This is a genomic window from Curtobacterium sp. PsM8, from assembly GCF_030433875.1.
Classification (GTDB): Bacteria; Actinomycetota; Actinomycetes; order Actinomycetales; family Microbacteriaceae; genus Curtobacterium.
Window position 1 is genome coordinate 1 of sequence record NZ_JARUXD010000072.1, and the last position, 17,701, is coordinate 17,701.

Consider the following 17,701-nt stretch of genomic DNA (forward strand, 5'->3'; position numbering starts at 1 on the left):
GCCTCGCACCACGGGAAACCGTGGCGCGAGGCGGTTGCCGTTGCGCGGGTGCCAAAGGCACCACGGCCGGGCCGGCGCCGCCGTCGTCGGCGCACGCCGCGCCTCCCGGCCGCCGAGCCGACCGAGGCTCGGCCGGGCGGACTCGACGCCGGCGGCCAGCGCCGCGCCGCGCAGGGCGAGGCTCGGCCACCGGCCGCGCCTGCGCCTTCGCACAACAGCAACCGCCCCGCACCACGGGAAACCGTGGCGCGCTGCGGTTGCCGTTGTGCGGGTGCCAACGGCACCACGGCCGGGCCGGCGCCGCCGTCGGCGCACGTGCGCCACAAGCTGTCCGCAGGGGCGAGGCTCGGCAGCGCGGCTAGTGCAGGTGGCGCTCCGCCGCCTCGACGACGTTCTTCATGAGCATCGCGCGGGTCATCGGACCCACACCGCCCGGCGTCGGCGAGAGGAACCCGGCGACCGAGGCGACCGAGGGGTCGACGTCGCCGCGGAGCTTGGCCTTGCCCGTGCCCTCGTCGAGCACGCGACTGATGCCCACGTCGATGACCGCCGCGCCGGGCTTCACCCAGTCCGGCTGCACCAGCCCGGCGACCCCGGCGGCCGCGACGATGATGTCGGCACGGCGGCACTCGGCGGCGACGTCCTCGGTGAGCGAGTGCGTCAGCGTGGCGGTGGCCTCGAGGCGGGTGAGCAGCAGACCGAGCGGCCGGCCCACGGTCAGACCCTGCCCGATGATCGTGACGTGCTGGCCCCGGATCGGGATGTCGTACGCCTCGAGCATCGCGACGATACCGCGCGGGGTGCACGGCAGCGGGGCGTCGATCGTGCCGGCACCACCGGGGACGGCGAGCACGAGCTCGCCGAGGTTCGTCGGGTGCAGGCCGTCGGCGTCCTTCGCCGGGTTCATCAGCTCGAGCATCGGGATCGGGTCGATGCCCTGCGGCAGCGGGAGCTGCACGATGAACGCGGTGACTCGGGGGTCGTCGTTCATCTGCAGGATCGCTCCGCGGATGTCCGCGGCACTGGCGGTCTCCGGCAGGTCGATGCGGATCGAGTCGAGCCCGATCTGTGCCGAGTCGCGGTGCTTGCCGGCGACGTAGGACACCGAGCCGGGGTTCTGTCCGACCATGATCGTGCCGAGACCCGGCCGGAAGCCGTGGTCGTGCAGCCGGTCGATGCGGACCTTCAGGTCGTCGAGTGTCCGGGCGGCGAGGGCGGTGCCGTCGATGCGCACGGCGGAGCCCTCCCCTGCCCACCGCTCGGCGGGCAGGGGAACCGTCGTGTCGCTCACGCGTAGAGCGGGAACGCGTCGGTCAGGGTCTTCACCCGGGCCGAGAGTGCTGCCACGTCGGGGTTCGGCATCAGCGTCAGCGCGATGATGTCCGCGACCTCGGCGAACTCGGCGTCGCCGAACCCGCGGGTCGCCAGCGCCGAGGTGCCGATGCGGACACCCGAGGTGACCATCGGCGGACGCGGGTCGAACGGCACGGAGTTGCGGTTCACGGTGATGCCGACCTCGTGCAGGAGGTCCTCGGCCTGCTTGCCGTCGACCTCGGACTCGCGCAGGTCGACGAGCACCAGGTGCACGTCGGTGCCGCCGGTGAGGACGTCGATGCCCGCGCTCTTGGCGTCGGGCTGGATCAGACGAGCCGCGAGAGCCTGGGCGCCGCGGATGGTGCGCTCCTGGCGGTCCTTGAACTCCGGGGTGCCGGCGAGCAGGAACGCGGTGGCCTTCGCCGCGATGACGTGCATGAGCGGGCCACCCTGCTGCCCCGGGAAGACGGCCGAGTTGAGCTTCTTGAACAGCGTCTCGTCGTTGGACAGGATGATGCCCGAGCGGGGACCGGCCAGGGTCTTGTGCACGGTCGAGGAGACGACGTGTGCGTGCGGGACCGGCGACGGGTGCAGGCCCGCGGCGACGAGACCGGCGAAGTGCGCCATGTCGACCCAGAGCTTGGCGCCGACCTCGTCCGCGATCTCACGGAACTTCGCGAAGTCCAGCTGGCGCGGGTACGCCGACCAGCCGGCGATCAGGACCTTCGGCTGGTGCTCGATGGCCTTGGCGCGGATGTCGTCGTAGTCGACCTCGAAGGTCTCCGGGTCGACGCCGTACGAGACGGCGTTGTAGATCCGGCCGGAGAAGTTCAGCTTCATGCCGTGGGTGAGGTGACCACCGTGGGCGAGCTCGAGGCCCAGGATGGTGTCCCCGGCCGAGGCGATGGCGTGCAGGACGGCGGCGTTCGCGGTCGCGCCGGAGTGCGGCTGGACGTTGGCGTACGCGGCACCGAAGAGCGCCTTGGCACGGTCGATCGCGAGCTGCTCGGCGACGTCGACGTACTCGCAGCCGCCGTAGTAGCGCTTTCCGGGGTAGCCCTCGGCGTACTTGTTCGTCAGGACGGAACCCTGCGACTCGAGGATCGCGCGCGGCACGAAGTTCTCGGAGGCGATCATCTCGAGGAAGTCGCGCTGACGCCCGAGCTCCTGCTGCAGGACGGCGGCGATCTCCGGGTCGACCTCGGAGAGGGGGGCGTTGAAGGACGACTGGGTCGCTGCGGGCGACAGGTCGGTGATGGACACGGGACTCCTCGTTGTCTGGCGCGCCGGAGCGCGACACCGCCGAGCAGACGCACGACGGGGTGGACGATTGGTTGCGGCCCAGGCGTACGGCCGCGCACCGTGTCAGGTGTCGCTTCCCGATGGTGACCCATCCAACGCCAGTCGCGACGCCTCGATCGTACCGAGGCCACCGGTTCGTGTCACCCTTGACTCCATGACCATGCTGAGTCCGGACGTCGACGAGCGGACCTCGGTGCGCGCGGACGTCCCGTGGACGACCGTGGTGTGGGACGACCCGGTCAACCTGATGTCGTACGTCACCTACGTCTTCGAGTCCTACTTCGGGTTCCCACGCGCGAAGGCCGAGCGGCTGATGCACCAGGTCGACTCCGACGGGCGCGCGATCGTCGCGACCGGCCACCGCGAGGAGATGGAACGCCACGTGGAGGCCATGCACGGCTACGGCCTGCAGGCGACCGTCGACCGGGCCCCCGCCGCGTGATCCCCTTCGTCCGCCGCGCCGACGGCGTGCACCTCGGACTGGCCGCCGGCGAGCGCGCCGTCCTCACCTCGCTGGTCGAGCAGCTGCGCCAGGTCCTGGACCACGACCTGGCGACGGACCCGGTCGCGGTCCGGATGTTCCCGGACGCCTACCCCGAGGACGACGAGGCCAGCGCCGAGTTCCGCCGCTACACGCAGGAGGACCTGCGCACCGCCAAGTCCGCGAACGCGGCCGTCGTCCACGAGTGGCTGACCGGCGCCCGCGAGGGCGCACTGAGCCGGTCGGACGAGCAGGCGTGGCTCCGGTCGCTGACGGACCTGCGGCTGACGATCGCGGACCGGCTGGGCATCGTCGACCGTGCGACGGCGGACAACGGGCTGGACGGGGACGACGGCAGCGTCGGGCTGCGGGACGTCTACGACTGGCTCGGGTACGTGCAGGAGCACCTGGTCGTCACGATCTCCGCACGCTGACGGCGCTGCTCGCCGGTGCGTCTGCCGGACGGGAGGCACGCAGCACGGCCGCCACGGGCCTCCCGTCCGTCCCGTCCCGGTCCCGCGACCGGCGGGTCACCGCCCCAGCAGCTCCCGCCGGTGCGCCCGCGCCCACCCGGAGAACGGGGTCGCCGCGGTGCCGGTGATCCGCTCGACCTCGTGCGTGAGCACGTCGACCCCGTCGAGGCCACGCCGCGCGACCACGCCGAACTGCTGCCGGAGCCCCTCGGCCTGCCAGGCGGGCATGCCGGTCAGGCGCAGCATGCCGCCGAACACCCGGCTCGGCAGGTGCAGGTAGCGCACGGGCCGGCCGAGTCCGGTGCTGAGTTCCCGGGCGACACCGCGGCCGTCGAGCAGTTCCGGCCCGGTCAGGACGGGCTCGTCGCCGTGGTGGACCCCGCCCTGCAGGACCGTGCTGGCGACGCGGGCGATGTCGAGCGTGTCGATCCAGCCGATGACGCCGTCGCCCATCGTCTGCGGGAAGACCCCGCGGCGGATCGCCGGTCCGGAGGGGACCAGGTTCGTCATGAAGCCGGACGGGTGCAGGATCGTGCGTTCCAGGCCGCTCGCCCGGACGGCCCGGTCGATCCGCCAGATGGCGCTGGCCCAGGGCATCGGCGAGTGTTCCGCCGCGTCTCCGCCGGAGAGCTGGACGATCGCGCGGACCCCGGCGGTACGGGCGGCGTGGACGGCGGTGATGCCGTGCTCCGCCTGGCGTTCGGTGGCGGCGGTGACGAGGAACAGCTGGTCGACGCCCTCGAGTGCGGTGGTCAGGGCCTCGCCGTCGTCCAGGTCGGCGAGGCGGGCGTCGATGCCGCGGTCGCGGAACGCCCGGACCTGGTCGGGGCGGCGGACGACGGCGCGGACGTCCGCGCCGGCGGCGTGCAGCATCTCGATGGCCTTGCCGCCGACGTCGCCGGTCGCGCCGGTGACTGCGATGGTGTCGCGCATGGTTCCTCCTGGTGGTGCGGGTCAGACCCTGGTGGTGCGGGCCGGACCCGCAGCGTCGGTATCAGCTTTCTGATACCGAACGGTACGCCGTACGATCGACGTGTGCCCCGGGAGTTCTCAGCGACGCGAGACGACGTCGACGCCATCGCCGCGTGGACCGTCATCCGGGCCGCCCGCGAACTCGCCCGACGCCTGGCGGCCGAACTGGACCCGCTCGACCTGACCCCGGTCGAGTTCGGCGTCCTCGTGCAGCTCGCCGCGGCCGACGGGCTCAGCCAGGCGGACCTCGCACGGGCCGTGGGTGTCCGACCGCAGAGCATGACGCCGCTCGTCACCGGACTCGGCGAGCGCGGGCTGCTCGACCGGGGCACGGAGCGGGGACGCGGCCGGCTCTCCCGCATCCGACTGACCCCGGCGGGCCGCGACCTGCTGAGCCAGGCGTACCCGGTCGTGCACGCCAGCAACCGGTGGTTCGGCGACGACCCCGACGGCAGCGCCGCCCTCGTCGCGACCCTGCGCCCGCTGCTCGGTGACGCCAGCGACCCGGTCGACGCCCCGGTACCCTGAACCGGTGACCGACCCGACGCCCGAGAACCCCACGCACTGGACCCTCACGCTGGTCTGCGACGACCAGCCGGGGATCGTGCACGCCGTGTCCGGAGCCGTGGTCGCGGCCGAGGGCAACATCACCGAGTCGCAGCAGTTCTCGAGCGCCGACACGAACACGTTCTTCATGCGCCTGCAGGTGATGGCGCCGGTCGACCGGCAGACCTTCCAGGAGTCCCTGGCCCCGGTCGTCGAGCGCTACGGCATGCGCGTCCAGCTCGACGTCGTCGGTCGTCCGATGCGGACCCTCGTGCTCGTATCGAAGGCCGGGCACTGCCTGAACGACCTGCTCTACCGGCAGCGCGGCGGCCAGCTGCCGATCGACGTGCCCCTGGTGCTGGCGAACCACCCCGACCTCGCCGAGCTGGCGTCGTTCTACTCGGTGCCGTTCGAGCACCGGCCCGTCACCGACGCCGAGTCGAAGGCCGCCATGGAGCGCCGGATCCTCGAGGCGGTCGACGAGCACGACATCGAACTCGTCGTCCTCGCCCGGTACATGCAGATCCTCTCCCCCGAGCTCTGCGCCGCCCTGGCCGGTCGCGCCGTGAACATCCACCACTCGTTCCTGCCGGGCTTCAAGGGCGCGAACCCGTACCGGCAGGCGCACGCCCGTGGCGTCAAGCTCATCGGTGCCACCGCCCACTTCGTCACGAGCGACCTGGACGAGGGCCCGATCATCGAACAGAACGTCGTCCGTGTGGACCACACCAAGGAACCCGCCGAGCTCGTGTCGATCGGGCAGGACGAGGAGTCCCGCACCCTGACCCAGGCCGTGCGCTGGATCGCCGAGGACCGCGTGCTCCTCGACGGTGCGCGCACGATCATCTTCAAGTAGGGCCGGTCATGCGCGACGCACCCCGCAGCCCGATCGACCCCGGTGACGACCACGTCCCGGTTGCTCCGGCCACCTCGCAGCGACGGATCGACGTGTGGAGCGTCGTCCGGTTCGTCGTCTGCGCCTTCGGCCTGCTGTCCTTGGCGTACTGGGGGTACCTGACCTGGCCGTACCCGTTCCCGGCGCTGTTCTTCATCGTCGGCGCACCGCTGTTCGCCGCGGTGGTCTGGTACTTCTTCCGCTCGCCGCGCTCACCGATCGAGACCGACGTGGTGGGCAAGACCATCGTCGAGGTCGCCCTCGTCATCGCGGCCGGCGCCACCTGGATCTCGCTCGGCCACCCGGCCGTCGGACTCGTCTTCGTGGTGGTGGCCGCCGTGAGCGGGATCGTCACGGCCCGGCGGGAGACCGCATGAGCGACGCCGGTCTGGAGGCCCGCACCACCCTGGTCCGCGCCGCCCGCCTGGTCGACGGGGCCGGCCCCGTGACGGACGGGTGGGTGCTCGTCGGCGGGGACACGATCCTCCAGGCCGGGACGGGCGTCGCACCGGACGCGGACGAGGTCGTCGACCTCGGCGACGCGACCCTGGTGCCCGGATTCGTCGACCTGCACGGGCACGGCGGGGCGACCCAGGCGTACGAGGACGACGACTTCAGCGCGGCCCTGGCCGCCCACCGGATGCACGGGACCACCCGCTCGGTCGTCAGCCTCGTGGCGAACCCGGTGCCGGACCTGGTGCGCTCGCTCAGCCGGATCCGCGACGTGATGGCGAGCGATCCGCTGCTGCTCGGGGCCCACCTCGAGGGGCCGTTCCTGTCGCCGGACAACAAGGGCGCCCACAACGAGGACTTCCTCGTCGCCCCGACACCCGCCGCCGTCGAGGCGCTGCTCGCCGCAGGTGCGGGCGTGATCCGCCAGGTGACGATCGCGCCCGAACTGCCCGGCGCACTCGACGCGGTCCGCCGGTTCGTCCAGGCCGGGGTGACCGTCGCGGTCGGGCACACCGTCGGCACGTACGAGCAGGCGCGCGCGGCGTTCGACGCCGGCGCGACCGTCCTGACGCACGCGTTCAACGCGATGCCGGGCCTGCACCACCGCCGCCCCGGGCCGATCGGTGCCGCCGTCGAGGACGAGCGGGTGACCCTCGAACTCATCCTCGACGGCGTGCACGTGCACCCGGCCGCCGCACGCACGCTGTTCCGCGCCGCCCCCGGGCGGATCGCCCTCATCACCGACGCGATGGGGGCCGCCGGCGCTGCCGACGGCCCCTACCGACTCGGGTCGCTCGACGTCACCGTGACGGACGGTGTCGCGCACGTCACCGGGACGGACACGATCGCCGGCTCGACGCTGACGCAGGACGTCGCACTGAGGAACGCCGTGCGGCTCACCGGGCAGTCGCTGCCCGACGCTGTGGCGGCCCTGACCAGCGTGCCGGCCCGGGCGATCGGACTCGGCGACCGGTTCGGACGGCTCGCGCCCGGGTTCGCGGCGGACCTGGTCGCGCTGTCACCGGCGCTCGAGGTGCTCCGGGTGTGGGGCGCCGGGCAGCCGCTCGATCAGTAGTACTCGCCCTGCCGGTAGTCCCAGCTCGTGAACGTGTCGGCGAGCAGACCCATGATCCGGTCGACGGCCAGGCCCTTCCGGATCAGCGTCGGCGCCGGGGTCACCGAGCGCTGGCCGTCCTGCTGCGGCACGAGCACACCGGCCGCGTCCACCATCGAGACCATCACGCCCTGTTCGTAGCGGGTCTCGGCGGTCGCCTCCGGCTGGATCGAGGCCACGTAGTCGTCGGCCTCGATGACGACGTCGGCGGACTCGGCGATCCGCTCGCCGATGCCGGCGACGACACCGCGGTTGCCCGTCCCCGACGGGTTGGCGGAACTGGCGAACGCGAAGCGGCCGTGCTGCGTCCAGAGCTCGCGGGCGGCGAGTTCACCGGGGACGCCGAACTTGATCACGAAGCAGGACGTGCCGCGGGTGTCCGTCATGAGCTCGTCGGAACCGTCCTCGGGTAGCGCCGCTCGTCCGGCGTCGCTCCACGGCAGGATGCACCCGAGCAGGACGTCCTCGTCCCAGCACCGCTGGTACAGGGCGTCGATCTCCGGGGTGAGCTGGGCGATGGACCGGAGCATCTCGAGCGAGCTGACGAGCACGACACCGGGCTTGTTGCGGTTGCGCTGCTTCGCGTCGAACTTGCGCTCGAGGCCGGCGCGGTCGGTGGTCATCAGGATGTAGCCGACCTTGGTCGGCACGACGGCCAGGCCGCCCGAGCGGAGCAGGGCGTCGACGGCGGTGCGCGGCACGCCCTCGGTCCAGTGCTCGGTGGTCGTGGTGGGGATCGCGGGTGTCTCAGCGCTCATCGGGTTCCTCGTCCGCTCGCAGTTGGCTCCGCCAGACGATCGTCTGACAGCGGGAGCCTAGGGAGCGTTCGGGGGCCGCGGAGCACTCCTGTGGGAAGTCTCCGGAGCCTCGGACCCGGCGGTCGGCGAGGGCGCTCAGCGGACGCGGGCGACTGGCCGGTCGGCCGCGGGCTAGCGCCCCTGGCTGCGCGCTGCCCGGCGCTGCGCGAGGACGCCCTGGACCGCCCAGACGACGAGTCCGACCAGGACGACGAGCGCTCCGCCGACGAACCACGCGCCGGCACCGATGTTCGCGTCCCCCGCCGGGCTGTTCGCGTTGCTGACGCCGCCGACGACGAGCATCACGGCCCCGTACACGACGAGGACGATCCCGATCAGGGCGGTGGGGCGGCGACGCTGCATGGCACGAACAGTAGCGCTCGGCTGAGGAGCAGTGCACCTCGACTGCCCCGTGACACTGCGTGACGCCGGAACACCCGCACTCCGGAGCCCCTGCATAGGCTCCGGACACCGGTGGACCCGCCGCCGGCCCCTCCTGAGGAGCCCCATGCCCAAGCAGTCCCTCGCCGAGCAGGTCACCACGTTCAACGACGGGTTCACCGCGCAGATCGGCCCCGAGCTCAGCGCCGTCTTCGACCAGGAACAGGCCGACCTCCGCTCCGCCGGGGTGCCGAGCGGTGCCGCCGACCTCGGGACCGTCGTGCCGGACGCGTCGCTGTTGACGCCGGGCGGGGCGACGACGTCACTCGCCGCCGAACTCGACGGCGACCCCGCGGTGGTCGTGTTCTACCGCGGCGCCTGGTGCCCGTACTGCAACCTCACGCTGCGGACGTACCAGCAGGACCTGCTGCCGGAGCTCCAGGCCCGCGGGGTGCGCCTGCTCGCGGTCTCGCCACAGACACCCGAGGGGTCCGAACTCGCGGTCGCGAACGGCGAGCTGGCGTTCCCGGTGCTCTCCGACCCGGGCAACGCGCTCGCCGCCGCGCTCGGCATCGTCACCGCCCCGAGTTCGGCGGCACGCCAGGCGCACACCGCGCTCGGCTTCGACGTCGCGGACAGCAACGCCGACGACACCGCGCAGATCCCGTTCCCGTCGGTGTTCCTGGTCGACGGGAACCGGGTGGTGCGGTTCGCCGACGTGCACGCCGATTACACGACCCGGACCGAGGTGCCGGAGATCCTGGCCGCGGTCACCCGCGTCGTCGGGTAGCGGGCCCGGCCCGGACCGAGGCCCCGTCCGACTCCCGCCCGCCCGCGCCTACCGGTCCTGCGGTCGGTCCCGCGGGGCGGTCGCCCACTCGGTGTCCGGCGTCGCTCCGACCCGGAGCGACAGCGTGCCACCCCGGTTCACGACGGACGCCGGTACCCACGACTTCGTCAGCGTCCGGCCGTCGAGCCGCGCACCCTGCACGTACTGGTCGGTGCCGGACGACCGGATGACGATCCGCTGCCCACTCCCCCGCCGGATGTCGACCGTGCTGAACGTCGGGCTGCCGATGAGCATCTCGGCCCGTCCCGGCGTCTGCGGGTAGAGCCCGATCGAGGCGAACACGTACCAGGCGCTCATCGTGCCGAGGTCGTCGTTTCCGGGCAGTCCGCTCGGCCCGGTGCCGTAGGCGTCGTCGACGACCCGGCGGACGGTCTCCTGCGTCTTCCACGGCTGGCCGAGCGCGTTGTACATCCACGGCGTGTGGATGTCGGGCTCGTTGGTCGGGTCGAACTTCGTCGCGTCGCCGCCGGTCACCGCGAAGGCACCGGACGTGTCGTGGAAGAAGGCATCGAGGCGTGCCACCGCGGCCGCGTCACCGCCGAGGGCAGCGGACAGGCCACTGACGTCCTGCGGCACGAGCCAGGTGTACTGCGCACTGGTCCCCTGCGCGAAGCCGACCCCGGTCGACGGCGCCCACCCGGGTGCCCAGGTGCCGTCGGCCTGCCGTGCTGCCTGGTACCCGACGGCCGGGTTGAACGTGTTCTTCCAGTACGTGCCACGGGCGGCGAACATCCGGGCGTCGGACCGCAGGCCCAGCGACGAGGCCCACGAGCCGAGGGCGCTGTCGGAGATCGAGTCCTCGAGCGTCTCGGCGGCACCGCCCCAGCAGTGGCAGTCGTCGTTCGCCGCGTACTGCCGCTGCAGGTACTGGTCGAGGCCCGGCCGTTGCGCCAGGCACTGCCCCGGGCACCCGATGTCACTGAGGGCGTCGGCGTTCTGCACGGTCGCCTGCTTCCGCAGCGACTCGTAGGCGGCACGGACGTCGAAGTTCCGCACCCCCATGGCGTACCAGGTGGCGAGGGTCGCAGCCGAGGGGTCGCCCGTCATCACGTGGGTCGGCGCACCGAGGTGCAGCCACCGGTCCCAGATCCCGCCGTTCTGCTGGGCGAACCGCAGCATCGACTGGGCCATGTCCCCGGCGACGTCCGGCCGCAGCAGGGCGAGCAGCTGGATCTGCGCCCGGTACTGGTCCCAGCCGGAGTACGTGCCGTAGACGGCGCGGTGCCCGCGGTCGATGCGGTGCACCCGCATGTCCGGCCCGAGGTACCGGCCGTCGCGGTCGTTCAGCGTGTTCGGCTGCATGAGCGCGTGGTACACCGACGTGTACAGCTGCGTGGTCCGGTCCGCGGTGCCGCCACCGACCCGGATGCGCGACAGTTCGCGGTTCCAGGAGGCTCGGGTCGCCGCCGCCACGCTGGCGACGCTCGCGTGCTTCCGCACCTCGGCGTCCCGGTTCGCGACCGCGCCCGCGGCGCTGACGTACGAGATGCCGATCCGGGCGTGCACGGTGGCCCCGCGACGCGCGTCGAAGCCGACCCACGCGCCGGAGCCGCGTCCGGCACGGTCGGCGCCGGTGAGGTACCCCTCCCCACCGGCGGCGTGCGTGCCTCCCGGCTGGACGGTCCCGTCCTTCCACGTGCCGGTCGTCGTGAAGTCGCGGTCGAAGGTGGCCGTGAAGTACAGGCGGTAGTAGCTGCGGCGGTCGGGGTTGGTGGCGCCGCCGCCGTTCGCGCGGCGGCTGCAGAACCCGCCGGTCAGGACGCTGCCGCTCACCGTGCGGGTGCGGGCGTCGACGCGGGTGTCGGCGGCCTCGCTGCCGTTGATCGAGTTCGAGGTGCGGAACAGCAGGTTCGCGGCCTGCCCGGCCGGGAACGCGAACTCGCCGATGCCGGCGCGGGTCGTGACGGCGAGGTCGGTGCGGACGCCGTTGTCGAGCTGGACGGAGTAGCGGCCGGGGCTGGCGGACTCCTGGTCGTGCGAGTAGCCGGCGGCGTAGACCGCGTCGGTGGTGTCCGCGGAGGGCGAGGTGCTCACGGCCGTCGTGATCGGCATGATCGGCACGTCACCCGCGGCGCCCGGGGCGCAGCCGGCACCGTTGAGGTGGGTCAGGCTGAACCCGCGCAGGCGGTTCACGTCGTACGAGTAGCCGTTCGCGACCGGGGTCGAGGTCTGGTCGCCCTTCGTGCCGGTCGGGCTCCACTGCATCATCCCGAAGGGCGCGGTCGCGCCGGGCCAGGTGTTGCCGTCGTGGCTGGTCCCGATGAACGGGTCGACGGAGGCGGCAGGGTCAGTGACCGGCCGGGAGGCCGTGGTCACCCCCGCAGCACCGGTCGCGGTGGCGGCGCTGGCCGGTGCCGCGACCACCCCGGTGCCGAGCAGCGCGGCGATCGTGGCCGCTGCGGCGAGCGGGACCGGACGGAAGGGCGGGCGACGGTGCACGCGGGAGCGGTTCACGAGGGCGACGGTAGCCCCCTCGGACGGGGGACGCACGCGGTGTCACGGAGCGGTCGGGTGCTGTTCACGTCGTGGTCGCCCGGGCGCCGGGCCTCTGCGGCGACCCGGGTGTGCCGCTGCCCCTGGTCGGCGGCCGTCCGTGCTGCGAGGATGACCCGCATGAGCGTCATGGTCTCGCTGTTCGATGCCCGCCGGACCCGCACGAGCGAGAAGTACACCGTGTACGACGCGGACGTGCTGCCGATGTTCGTCGCGGAGATGGACTGCGCCCTCGCGGAACCGGTACGGGACGCCCTGGTGCGCGCGGTCACCGACGGGGACACCGGCTACGTCGGACACGGCCGGGCGCTGCCCGAAGCCTTCGCCGACTTCGCCGCCGACCGGTGGGACTGGGCGGTCGACCCGGACCTGGTGCGGACCACGACGGACGTCTCGGTCGCGGCGGTCGAGACGCTCCGCCGGGTGATCGAGCCCGGCGACCAGGTCGTCGTCATGCCGCCGGTCTACCCGCCGTTCTGGGACTACGTGACCGAGGCCGGCGGCTCCGTGACCGAGGTGCCGCTCCTGGCCCCGGCGGGCATCTCCGACCCGTACGACACGACGGCCGGGTGGCGGATGGACCTGGACGGCGTCCGGCAGGCGTTCGCCGAGGGCGCCCGCACGGTGCTGCTCTGCAACCCGCACAACCCCCTCGGCCTGGTGCACGACCGGCAGTCACTGGTGGCGCTGGCCCGGCTGGCGGCGGAGTGGGACGCGGTCGTGGTGTCGGACGAGATCCACGCGCCGCTCGTGCACGCCGACGCCACGTTCACGCCGTTCCTCGACTGCTGCCCGGAGGCCGCGACCCTCGGGGTGGCCCTGACGAGTGCCAGCAAGGCGTGGAACACGGCCGGGACGAAGTGCGCCCTGATGATCGGCGCCTCGGACCGGGCTCGGGCGTGGTTCGACGGGATGCCGGTCGAGGTCGTCGAGCGCACCGGGATCCTCGGCTACACCGCGAGCGTCGCCGCGTTCTCGGAGGGCGGGCCCTGGTTGGCGTCCCTGCTCGCCGAGCTGGCCACGAACCGGCGGATCCTGGCCGAGGAGCTCGGCACGGCGCTGCCGGGGGCGGGGTACCGGCAGCCGCAGGCGTCGTACCTGGCGTGGCTCGACCTCCGGGCCCTGCCGTGGGGCGAGGACCCGGCGCTCCGGCTGGTCGACGAGGCGAAGGTGGCGCTGTCGAACGGCCGGGACTTCGGGCGCCAGGGCATCGGGCACGCCCGGCTCAACTTCGGCTGCTCCGAGGACACCCTCCGCGAGGGCCTGTCCCGCCTGGCCGCCGCCGTCTGACCCCTACTCGAAGCGCTGCCAGGTCGGCTTGTTGGCGTACGTGTAGCGGTAGTAGTCGGCGAGACGGAGGCCCGCGGCCGCCTCCTCGTCGACGACGACCGTGGCGTGCTCGTGCAGCTGCAGCGCCGAGCCGGGCACGAAGGACGACAGCGGCCCCTCGACCGCGGCGGCGATCGCGTCCGCCTTCGCCGAGCCCTGGGCAACGAGGACGAGCTCGCGGGCCTCGAGGATCGTGCCGAGCCCCTGCGTCATGCAGTGCGTCGGCACCTGGTCGGGCGAGTCGAAGAAGCGGGCGTTCGCCTCTCGCGTGGACGGCGCCAGGGTCTTGATGCGGGTGCGGGACGCGAACGAGGACGTCGGCTCGTTGAACCCGATGTGCCCGTTCGCCCCGATGCCGAGGATCTGCACGTCGACCCCGCCGGCGGCGCGGATCGCGGCGTCGTACTCCTTCGCGGCGAACGCCAGGTCCCCGGCGCGCCCGTCCGGCACGCGGACCCGGCTGGGGTCGAAGCCGAGCGGCCCGACGACGTCGCGGGCGATGACGCTGGCATACGACTCCGGGTGCTCGAGCGGGATACCGACGTACTCGTCGAGCGCGAACCCGCGGGCCTGTGCGAACGACAACTCGCCGGCCTCGACGCGTCGACGCAGGTCGGCGTAGATGCCTTCAGGGCTCGACCCCGTGGCGAGTCCGACGACCGCGGACGGCTTCTCCGTGACGACCGACGCGATCTTGGCCGCGGCGACGCGACCGACCTCCGCCGGAGTGGGCAGGATGATGATCTCCACGAGCGCAGTCTACTGGTCATGACCAGTCGGCGACAGGGGGCCGACCCGTCGGCCGAGCCCGGTAGCGTGGCGGCATGCCCACCCCCGACTTCGTCCTGTCGCTGCGCGAGAAGGTCGGCACCGAGCTGCTCTGGCTGACCGGCGTCACAGCAGTCGTCACCCGCGGCGAGGGCGACGACCGCGAGCTCCTCGTGGTCCGCCGTGCCGACAACGGGGCGCTGACCCCGGTCACCGGCATCGTCGACCCGGGCGAGGAACCCGCCGTCGCCGCCGAGCGCGAGGTCCTCGAGGAGGCCGACGTCGTCGCCGTCGCCGAACGCCTGGCCTGGGTGCAGACGCTGGAGCCGATGACCTACCCGAACGGCGACCGCGCCCAGTACATGGACCTCGTCTTCGCCTGCCGCTGGGTCTCCGGGGACCCGTACCCGGCCGACGGCGAGAACACCGAGGCGTTCTGGGCGCCGGTCACGAGCCTCCCGGACATGCCGGAGAACATGCGCCGACGGGTCGACGCGGCCCTGGCGGACGAGGTCGCGGCGCGCTTCGAGCGCTGACCGGACGGGAGGCCCGACCCGCGTCCGCCCCGCCCCCTGCGGTCAGGAGACGGACACGTCAGGAGACGGGTGCCACCGCGACCGGGGCGCCGAGCAACCGGACCGCGACGGGGTCGCCGGACACACGTCGGTCGCCGACCTCGTGCTGGATCGTGACGATGGTGTCGTCGTCGAGCCGGACGGTGGTGCGCCGGATCGACCCGAGGAAGCTCGACGAGACGACCCGTCCGGTGACGCCCTCGGCAGCGAACGCGATGTCCTCCGGTCGGACGTACGCCAGCACCGGGCCGTCCGCCACTGTGAGGTCGAGCGCGGGCACCCGGAAGCCGTAGACGAACACGTCGCCGCCGCGCAGGTCCCCGCCGAGCCGGTTCGACTGGCCGACGAAGTCCGCCGTGAACGCCGACGACGGCGAGCGGTAGAGCTCCTCGGGCGTGCCGATCTGCTCGATGTCGCCGGCGTTCATCACTGCGATCCGGTCGGAGACGGCGAGCGCCTCCTCTTGGTCGTGTGTGACGAACACGGTCGTGATGCCGAGGTCGCTCTGGATGCGGCGGATCTCCTCGCGGAGGGACACCCGCACCTTGGCGTCGAGGGCGGAGAGCGGCTCGTCGAGGAGCAGCACGCGGGGGCGGGTCACGAGCGCGCGAGCGAGTGCCACACGCTGCTGCTGGCCGCCGGAGAGCTGGTGCGGGAACCGGTCGGCGAAGTCGGCGAGGTGCACCATGTCGAGCGCGTCGACGACCCGGGACTTCCGCTCGGACGACGGCACCTTGCGCATCTCGAGTCCGAACGCCACGTTCTGCCGCACCGTCATGTGCGGGAACAGCGAGTACTGCTGGAAGACCATCCCCATGTCGCGCTTGTTCGCGGGCGTGTTCGCCACGTCCTCGCCGTCGATCCGGATGGCGCCGGCGTCGATCGCCTCGAGCCCGGCGAGCGCCCGGAGTGCGGTCGTCTTGCCGCAGCCGGAGGGCCCGAGGAGCGACAGGAACTCGCCCGGCTCGACGCGGAGGGACAGCCCCGCGAGTGCCCGGTGGGTGCCGTAGCGCTTCTCGACGGCGTCGAGCTCGACGACGGCGCCGGACAGGGACGCGGGGGCAACGGGTGCGGTGGGTGCGGTGGTGGTCATGCGGGGTCCTTGGGGTGGGGACGACGGACGCGCGTGCGGCGCTGCCCGATCCGGCCGATGGCGACGAGCAGCAGGAAGCCGAACACCAGCGCGCCGAGCGAGAAGATCGCCGCGACGTACGGGTCGGTGCCCTGCACGAGCAGCAGTGCCGTCTGGAAGGTGGTGCGGGAGAGGAACGACGCCAGGGTGTACTCGCCCAGGACGACCGTGATCGTGAGGAAGCACGCGGCGAGGATGCCCCGCCGCAGGTTCGGCAGGAGCACCCGCCAGGTCACCGTCCACCACGAGGCACCGAGCGACCGGGCCGCCTCGGTCAGCGTGATGAGGTCCATCGCGGTGATCGCGGCGGAGATCGGACGGAAGGCGAACGGCAGCGCGATGGTGCCGATGGCGAAGGACAGCGTCCACGCGCCGGACCCGAACACCTGGGCGACGACCTGGTAGACGGGCACGAAGCCGACGACGAGCACGACGACCGGCACCGTGATCGGCACCAGGCAGACGAACTCCAGGATGCGTCGGAGCCGTGGGTGGTGCAGGGCGGTGATGACCTGGGCGGGCAGCAGCACGAGCAGGACGATCGCGACGGCGATGACCGCGATCAGGAGCGAGGCGCCGAGGCCGTCGAAGACCGGCTGGTAGGTGCCGGCGTTCGCCGGGTCGGCGAGGGCCGTGTAGTGCGCCGTGGTCAGGCTGCCGTCGGTGCCCTGACGGAACGTGAACTGCAGCAGCGCGACCAGCGGGACCGCGAAGACCAGTCCGACGACGACCAGGACGACCGCTGCGGTACCCAGTGACGGAGCCGTGCCGAACCGCGGGGCGCGGGCCGGGCCTCCTGTCCGGGCGGGACGGGACGTGCGTGCGGAACGGGCCGGACCTGCCGGACGGGCCGGACCTGCCGGACGGGCCGGACGTGCCGGACGGGCCGGCGCTCCCGCGCTCACCGCTGCCACCGGGCCGCACGACGCTGCAGCAGCGAGTACGCCGTCATCACGACCGCCATCACGACGACCATGCCGAGGGCCAGGACGCCCGCGACGTTCTGCAGGCCGATGATCGTCTCGCTGGTGAGCTGCGCGCGGATCGTCAGCGGGACGATGCCGCCCTGCGAGATGAGCGCCGCGGCGGTCGCGAACGACGAGAACCCGTTCGCGAACAACAGCAGCAGCGAGCCACAGAACGCCGGGGCCAGCACGGGCAGGGCCACGCGGCGCCAGTAGGTGAGGCGCGAGGCGCCGAGCGTGGCGGCGGCCTCGCCCCACTGGGTCTTGACGCCCTCCAGGGCGGGCATGAACGTCAGGACCATCAGCGGCACCTGGAAGTAGACGTACGGGATCACCAGGCCGGGCACCGTGTACAGGAAGGCACCGTCGGCGTTGAGGTCCCAGTGGAACGTGGACACGAGCCATGCCGTGACGAGGCCCTGCGTGCCGATCGTGGCGATGAACGCGAACGCGAGCATCACACCGCCGAACTGGGCCAGCACGCTGGCGGCGGAGTCGATCATCGACCGGATGATGCCGTCGGGCCGGAGCGCGGCGAGCGCCCAGCACACGAGCGCACCGACCACGGCGCCGATCACGGCGGAGGCCGCGGACAGCCCGAACGAGCCGCCGAATGCCCGCAGCACGCTGGGGTCGCCCAGCGCGGCGAGGTTCGCGAGCGTCGGGTGGCCCGACGCGTCGAAGAACCCGGACCCGACCGCGATGACCGCCGGGACGGCGAGGAAGAGCAGCACGTACGCCGCGAACGGGGTGAGGCCGAGCCACGCGACGCCGCCGCGGGGGGGGGGGGGGGGGGGGGGGGGGGCGGGGGGGGGGGGGGGGGGGGGGGCGCGGGGGGGGGGGGGGGGGGGGGGGGGGGGG

General features: G+C 72.8%; 19 protein-coding genes and 1 riboswitch. Of the genes, 9 read left to right on the forward strand and 10 right to left on the reverse strand.

From position 1 onward, the window contains the following. Positions 1–358: 358 nt before the first annotated feature. Together QCD68_RS14385 and glyA are read right to left on the reverse strand one after the other, a co-directional pair. Positions 359–1,291 (reverse strand): tetrahydrofolate dehydrogenase/cyclohydrolase catalytic domain-containing protein, encoded by a 933-nt coding sequence (locus QCD68_RS14385; RefSeq protein WP_301223515.1) that lies wholly within the window; start codon positions 1,289–1,291, stop codon positions 359–361. Further along, on the reverse strand, positions 1,288–2,577 hold the full coding sequence (gene glyA / locus QCD68_RS14390) for a serine hydroxymethyltransferase (RefSeq protein ID WP_441005192.1): 1,290 nt from the start codon (positions 2,575–2,577) through the stop codon (positions 1,288–1,290). The genes QCD68_RS14385 and glyA overlap by 4 nt, the downstream gene beginning before the upstream one ends. 69 nt (positions 2,578–2,646) lie before the next feature. Next, positions 2,647–2,732: riboswitch (ZMP/ZTP riboswitch) on the reverse strand. A gap of 38 nt (positions 2,733–2,770) precedes the next feature. Between glyA and clpS the strand changes: the two genes are divergently transcribed. Then, positions 2,771–3,058 carry an ATP-dependent Clp protease adapter ClpS gene (gene clpS / locus QCD68_RS14395; RefSeq protein WP_110903463.1) on the forward strand — a complete coding sequence of 96 codons (288 nt, stop codon included), beginning with the start codon at positions 2,771–2,773 and terminating at the stop codon, positions 3,056–3,058. Further along, on the forward strand, positions 3,055–3,531 hold the full coding sequence (locus QCD68_RS14400; protein WP_221850037.1) for a DUF2017 family protein: 477 nt from the start codon (positions 3,055–3,057) through the stop codon (positions 3,529–3,531). The genes clpS and QCD68_RS14400 overlap by 4 nt, the downstream gene beginning before the upstream one ends. Before the next feature lie 96 nt (positions 3,532–3,627). Here QCD68_RS14400 and QCD68_RS14405 read toward each other — a convergent pair whose 3' ends face one another. After that, positions 3,628–4,503, reverse strand: a complete 876-nt coding sequence (locus tag QCD68_RS14405) for an NmrA family NAD(P)-binding protein (protein WP_301223516.1) — start codon at positions 4,501–4,503, stop codon at positions 3,628–3,630. A 102-nt stretch (positions 4,504–4,605) separates the two neighbouring features. On the opposite strand from QCD68_RS14405, the gene QCD68_RS14410 reads away from it, so the two are divergent. The 4 genes from QCD68_RS14410 to nagA are packed head-to-tail and all read left to right on the forward strand — an operon-like array spanning position 4,606 to position 7,511. After that, complete coding sequence (locus tag QCD68_RS14410; protein WP_301223517.1) at positions 4,606–5,070, forward strand: MarR family winged helix-turn-helix transcriptional regulator; 465 nt, start codon at positions 4,606–4,608, stop codon at positions 5,068–5,070. 4 nt (positions 5,071–5,074) lie between these two features. Then, entirely contained in the window at positions 5,075–5,944 is an 870-nt protein-coding gene (gene purU, locus QCD68_RS14415; RefSeq protein ID WP_111073844.1) for a formyltetrahydrofolate deformylase, read from the forward strand. An 8-nt stretch (positions 5,945–5,952) separates the two neighbouring features. Next, positions 5,953–6,360, forward strand: coding sequence for a YrdB family protein (locus tag QCD68_RS14420; RefSeq protein WP_301223518.1), 408 nt, complete (start codon positions 5,953–5,955; stop codon positions 6,358–6,360). Then, a complete protein-coding gene (nagA, locus tag QCD68_RS14425; RefSeq protein ID WP_301223519.1) occupies positions 6,357–7,511 on the forward strand; it encodes an N-acetylglucosamine-6-phosphate deacetylase in 1,155 nt (384 codons plus the stop codon). Before QCD68_RS14420 ends, nagA begins: the two co-directional genes overlap by 4 nt. Here nagA and QCD68_RS14430 read toward each other — a convergent pair. Both QCD68_RS14430 and QCD68_RS14435 read right to left on the reverse strand, forming a co-directional pair. Further along, positions 7,505–8,308, reverse strand: coding sequence for an L-threonylcarbamoyladenylate synthase (locus QCD68_RS14430; protein ID WP_301223520.1), 804 nt, complete (start codon positions 8,306–8,308; stop codon positions 7,505–7,507). The genes nagA and QCD68_RS14430 overlap by 7 nt on opposite strands. Positions 8,309–8,479: 171 nt before the next feature. Further along, positions 8,480–8,710, reverse strand: coding sequence for a hypothetical protein (locus QCD68_RS14435; protein WP_301223521.1), 231 nt, complete (start codon positions 8,708–8,710; stop codon positions 8,480–8,482). A 145-nt stretch (positions 8,711–8,855) separates the two neighbouring features. On the opposite strand from QCD68_RS14435, the gene QCD68_RS14440 reads away from it, so the two are divergent. Then, positions 8,856–9,518 (forward strand): peroxiredoxin-like family protein, encoded by a 663-nt coding sequence (locus tag QCD68_RS14440; RefSeq protein ID WP_301223522.1) that lies wholly within the window; start codon positions 8,856–8,858, stop codon positions 9,516–9,518. Positions 9,519–9,566: 48 nt separating this feature from the next. On the opposite strand, the gene QCD68_RS14445 is transcribed toward QCD68_RS14440, so the two are convergent. Continuing rightward, the gene (locus tag QCD68_RS14445; RefSeq protein WP_301223523.1) at positions 9,567–12,032 is read right to left on the reverse strand and encodes a GH92 family glycosyl hydrolase; all 2,466 of its coding nucleotides are present in this window, start codon (positions 12,030–12,032) and stop codon (positions 9,567–9,569) included. A 159-nt stretch (positions 12,033–12,191) separates the two neighbouring features. Here QCD68_RS14445 and QCD68_RS14450 point away from each other — a divergent pair, with 159 nt between their 5' ends. Beyond that, on the forward strand, positions 12,192–13,361 hold the full coding sequence (locus tag QCD68_RS14450; RefSeq protein WP_301223524.1) for a MalY/PatB family protein: 1,170 nt from the start codon (positions 12,192–12,194) through the stop codon (positions 13,359–13,361). Between the two features lie 3 nt (positions 13,362–13,364). On the opposite strand, the gene nagB is transcribed toward QCD68_RS14450, so the two are convergent. Next, on the reverse strand, positions 13,365–14,150 hold the full coding sequence (gene nagB / locus QCD68_RS14455) for a glucosamine-6-phosphate deaminase (protein ID WP_111073850.1): 786 nt from the start codon (positions 14,148–14,150) through the stop codon (positions 13,365–13,367). Between the two features lie 74 nt (positions 14,151–14,224). Between nagB and QCD68_RS14460 the strand changes: the two genes are divergently transcribed. Further along, a complete protein-coding gene (locus QCD68_RS14460; RefSeq protein WP_111073851.1) occupies positions 14,225–14,704 on the forward strand; it encodes an NUDIX hydrolase in 480 nt (159 codons plus the stop codon). A gap of 58 nt (positions 14,705–14,762) precedes the next feature. Here QCD68_RS14460 and QCD68_RS14465 read toward each other — a convergent pair whose 3' ends face one another. The 3 genes from QCD68_RS14465 to QCD68_RS14475 are packed head-to-tail and all read right to left on the reverse strand — an operon-like array spanning position 14,763 to position 17,574. Beyond that, complete coding sequence (locus tag QCD68_RS14465; RefSeq protein ID WP_301223525.1) at positions 14,763–15,836, reverse strand: ABC transporter ATP-binding protein; 1,074 nt, start codon at positions 15,834–15,836, stop codon at positions 14,763–14,765. Beyond that, positions 15,833–16,780 (reverse strand): ABC transporter permease, encoded by a 948-nt coding sequence (locus QCD68_RS14470; protein WP_301223526.1) that lies wholly within the window; start codon positions 16,778–16,780, stop codon positions 15,833–15,835. The genes QCD68_RS14465 and QCD68_RS14470 overlap by 4 nt, the downstream gene beginning before the upstream one ends. Next, a complete protein-coding gene (locus QCD68_RS14475; RefSeq protein WP_301223527.1) occupies positions 16,777–17,574 on the reverse strand; it encodes an ABC transporter permease in 798 nt (265 codons plus the stop codon). The genes QCD68_RS14470 and QCD68_RS14475 overlap by 4 nt, the downstream gene beginning before the upstream one ends. Positions 17,575–17,701: the final 127 nt, after the last annotated feature.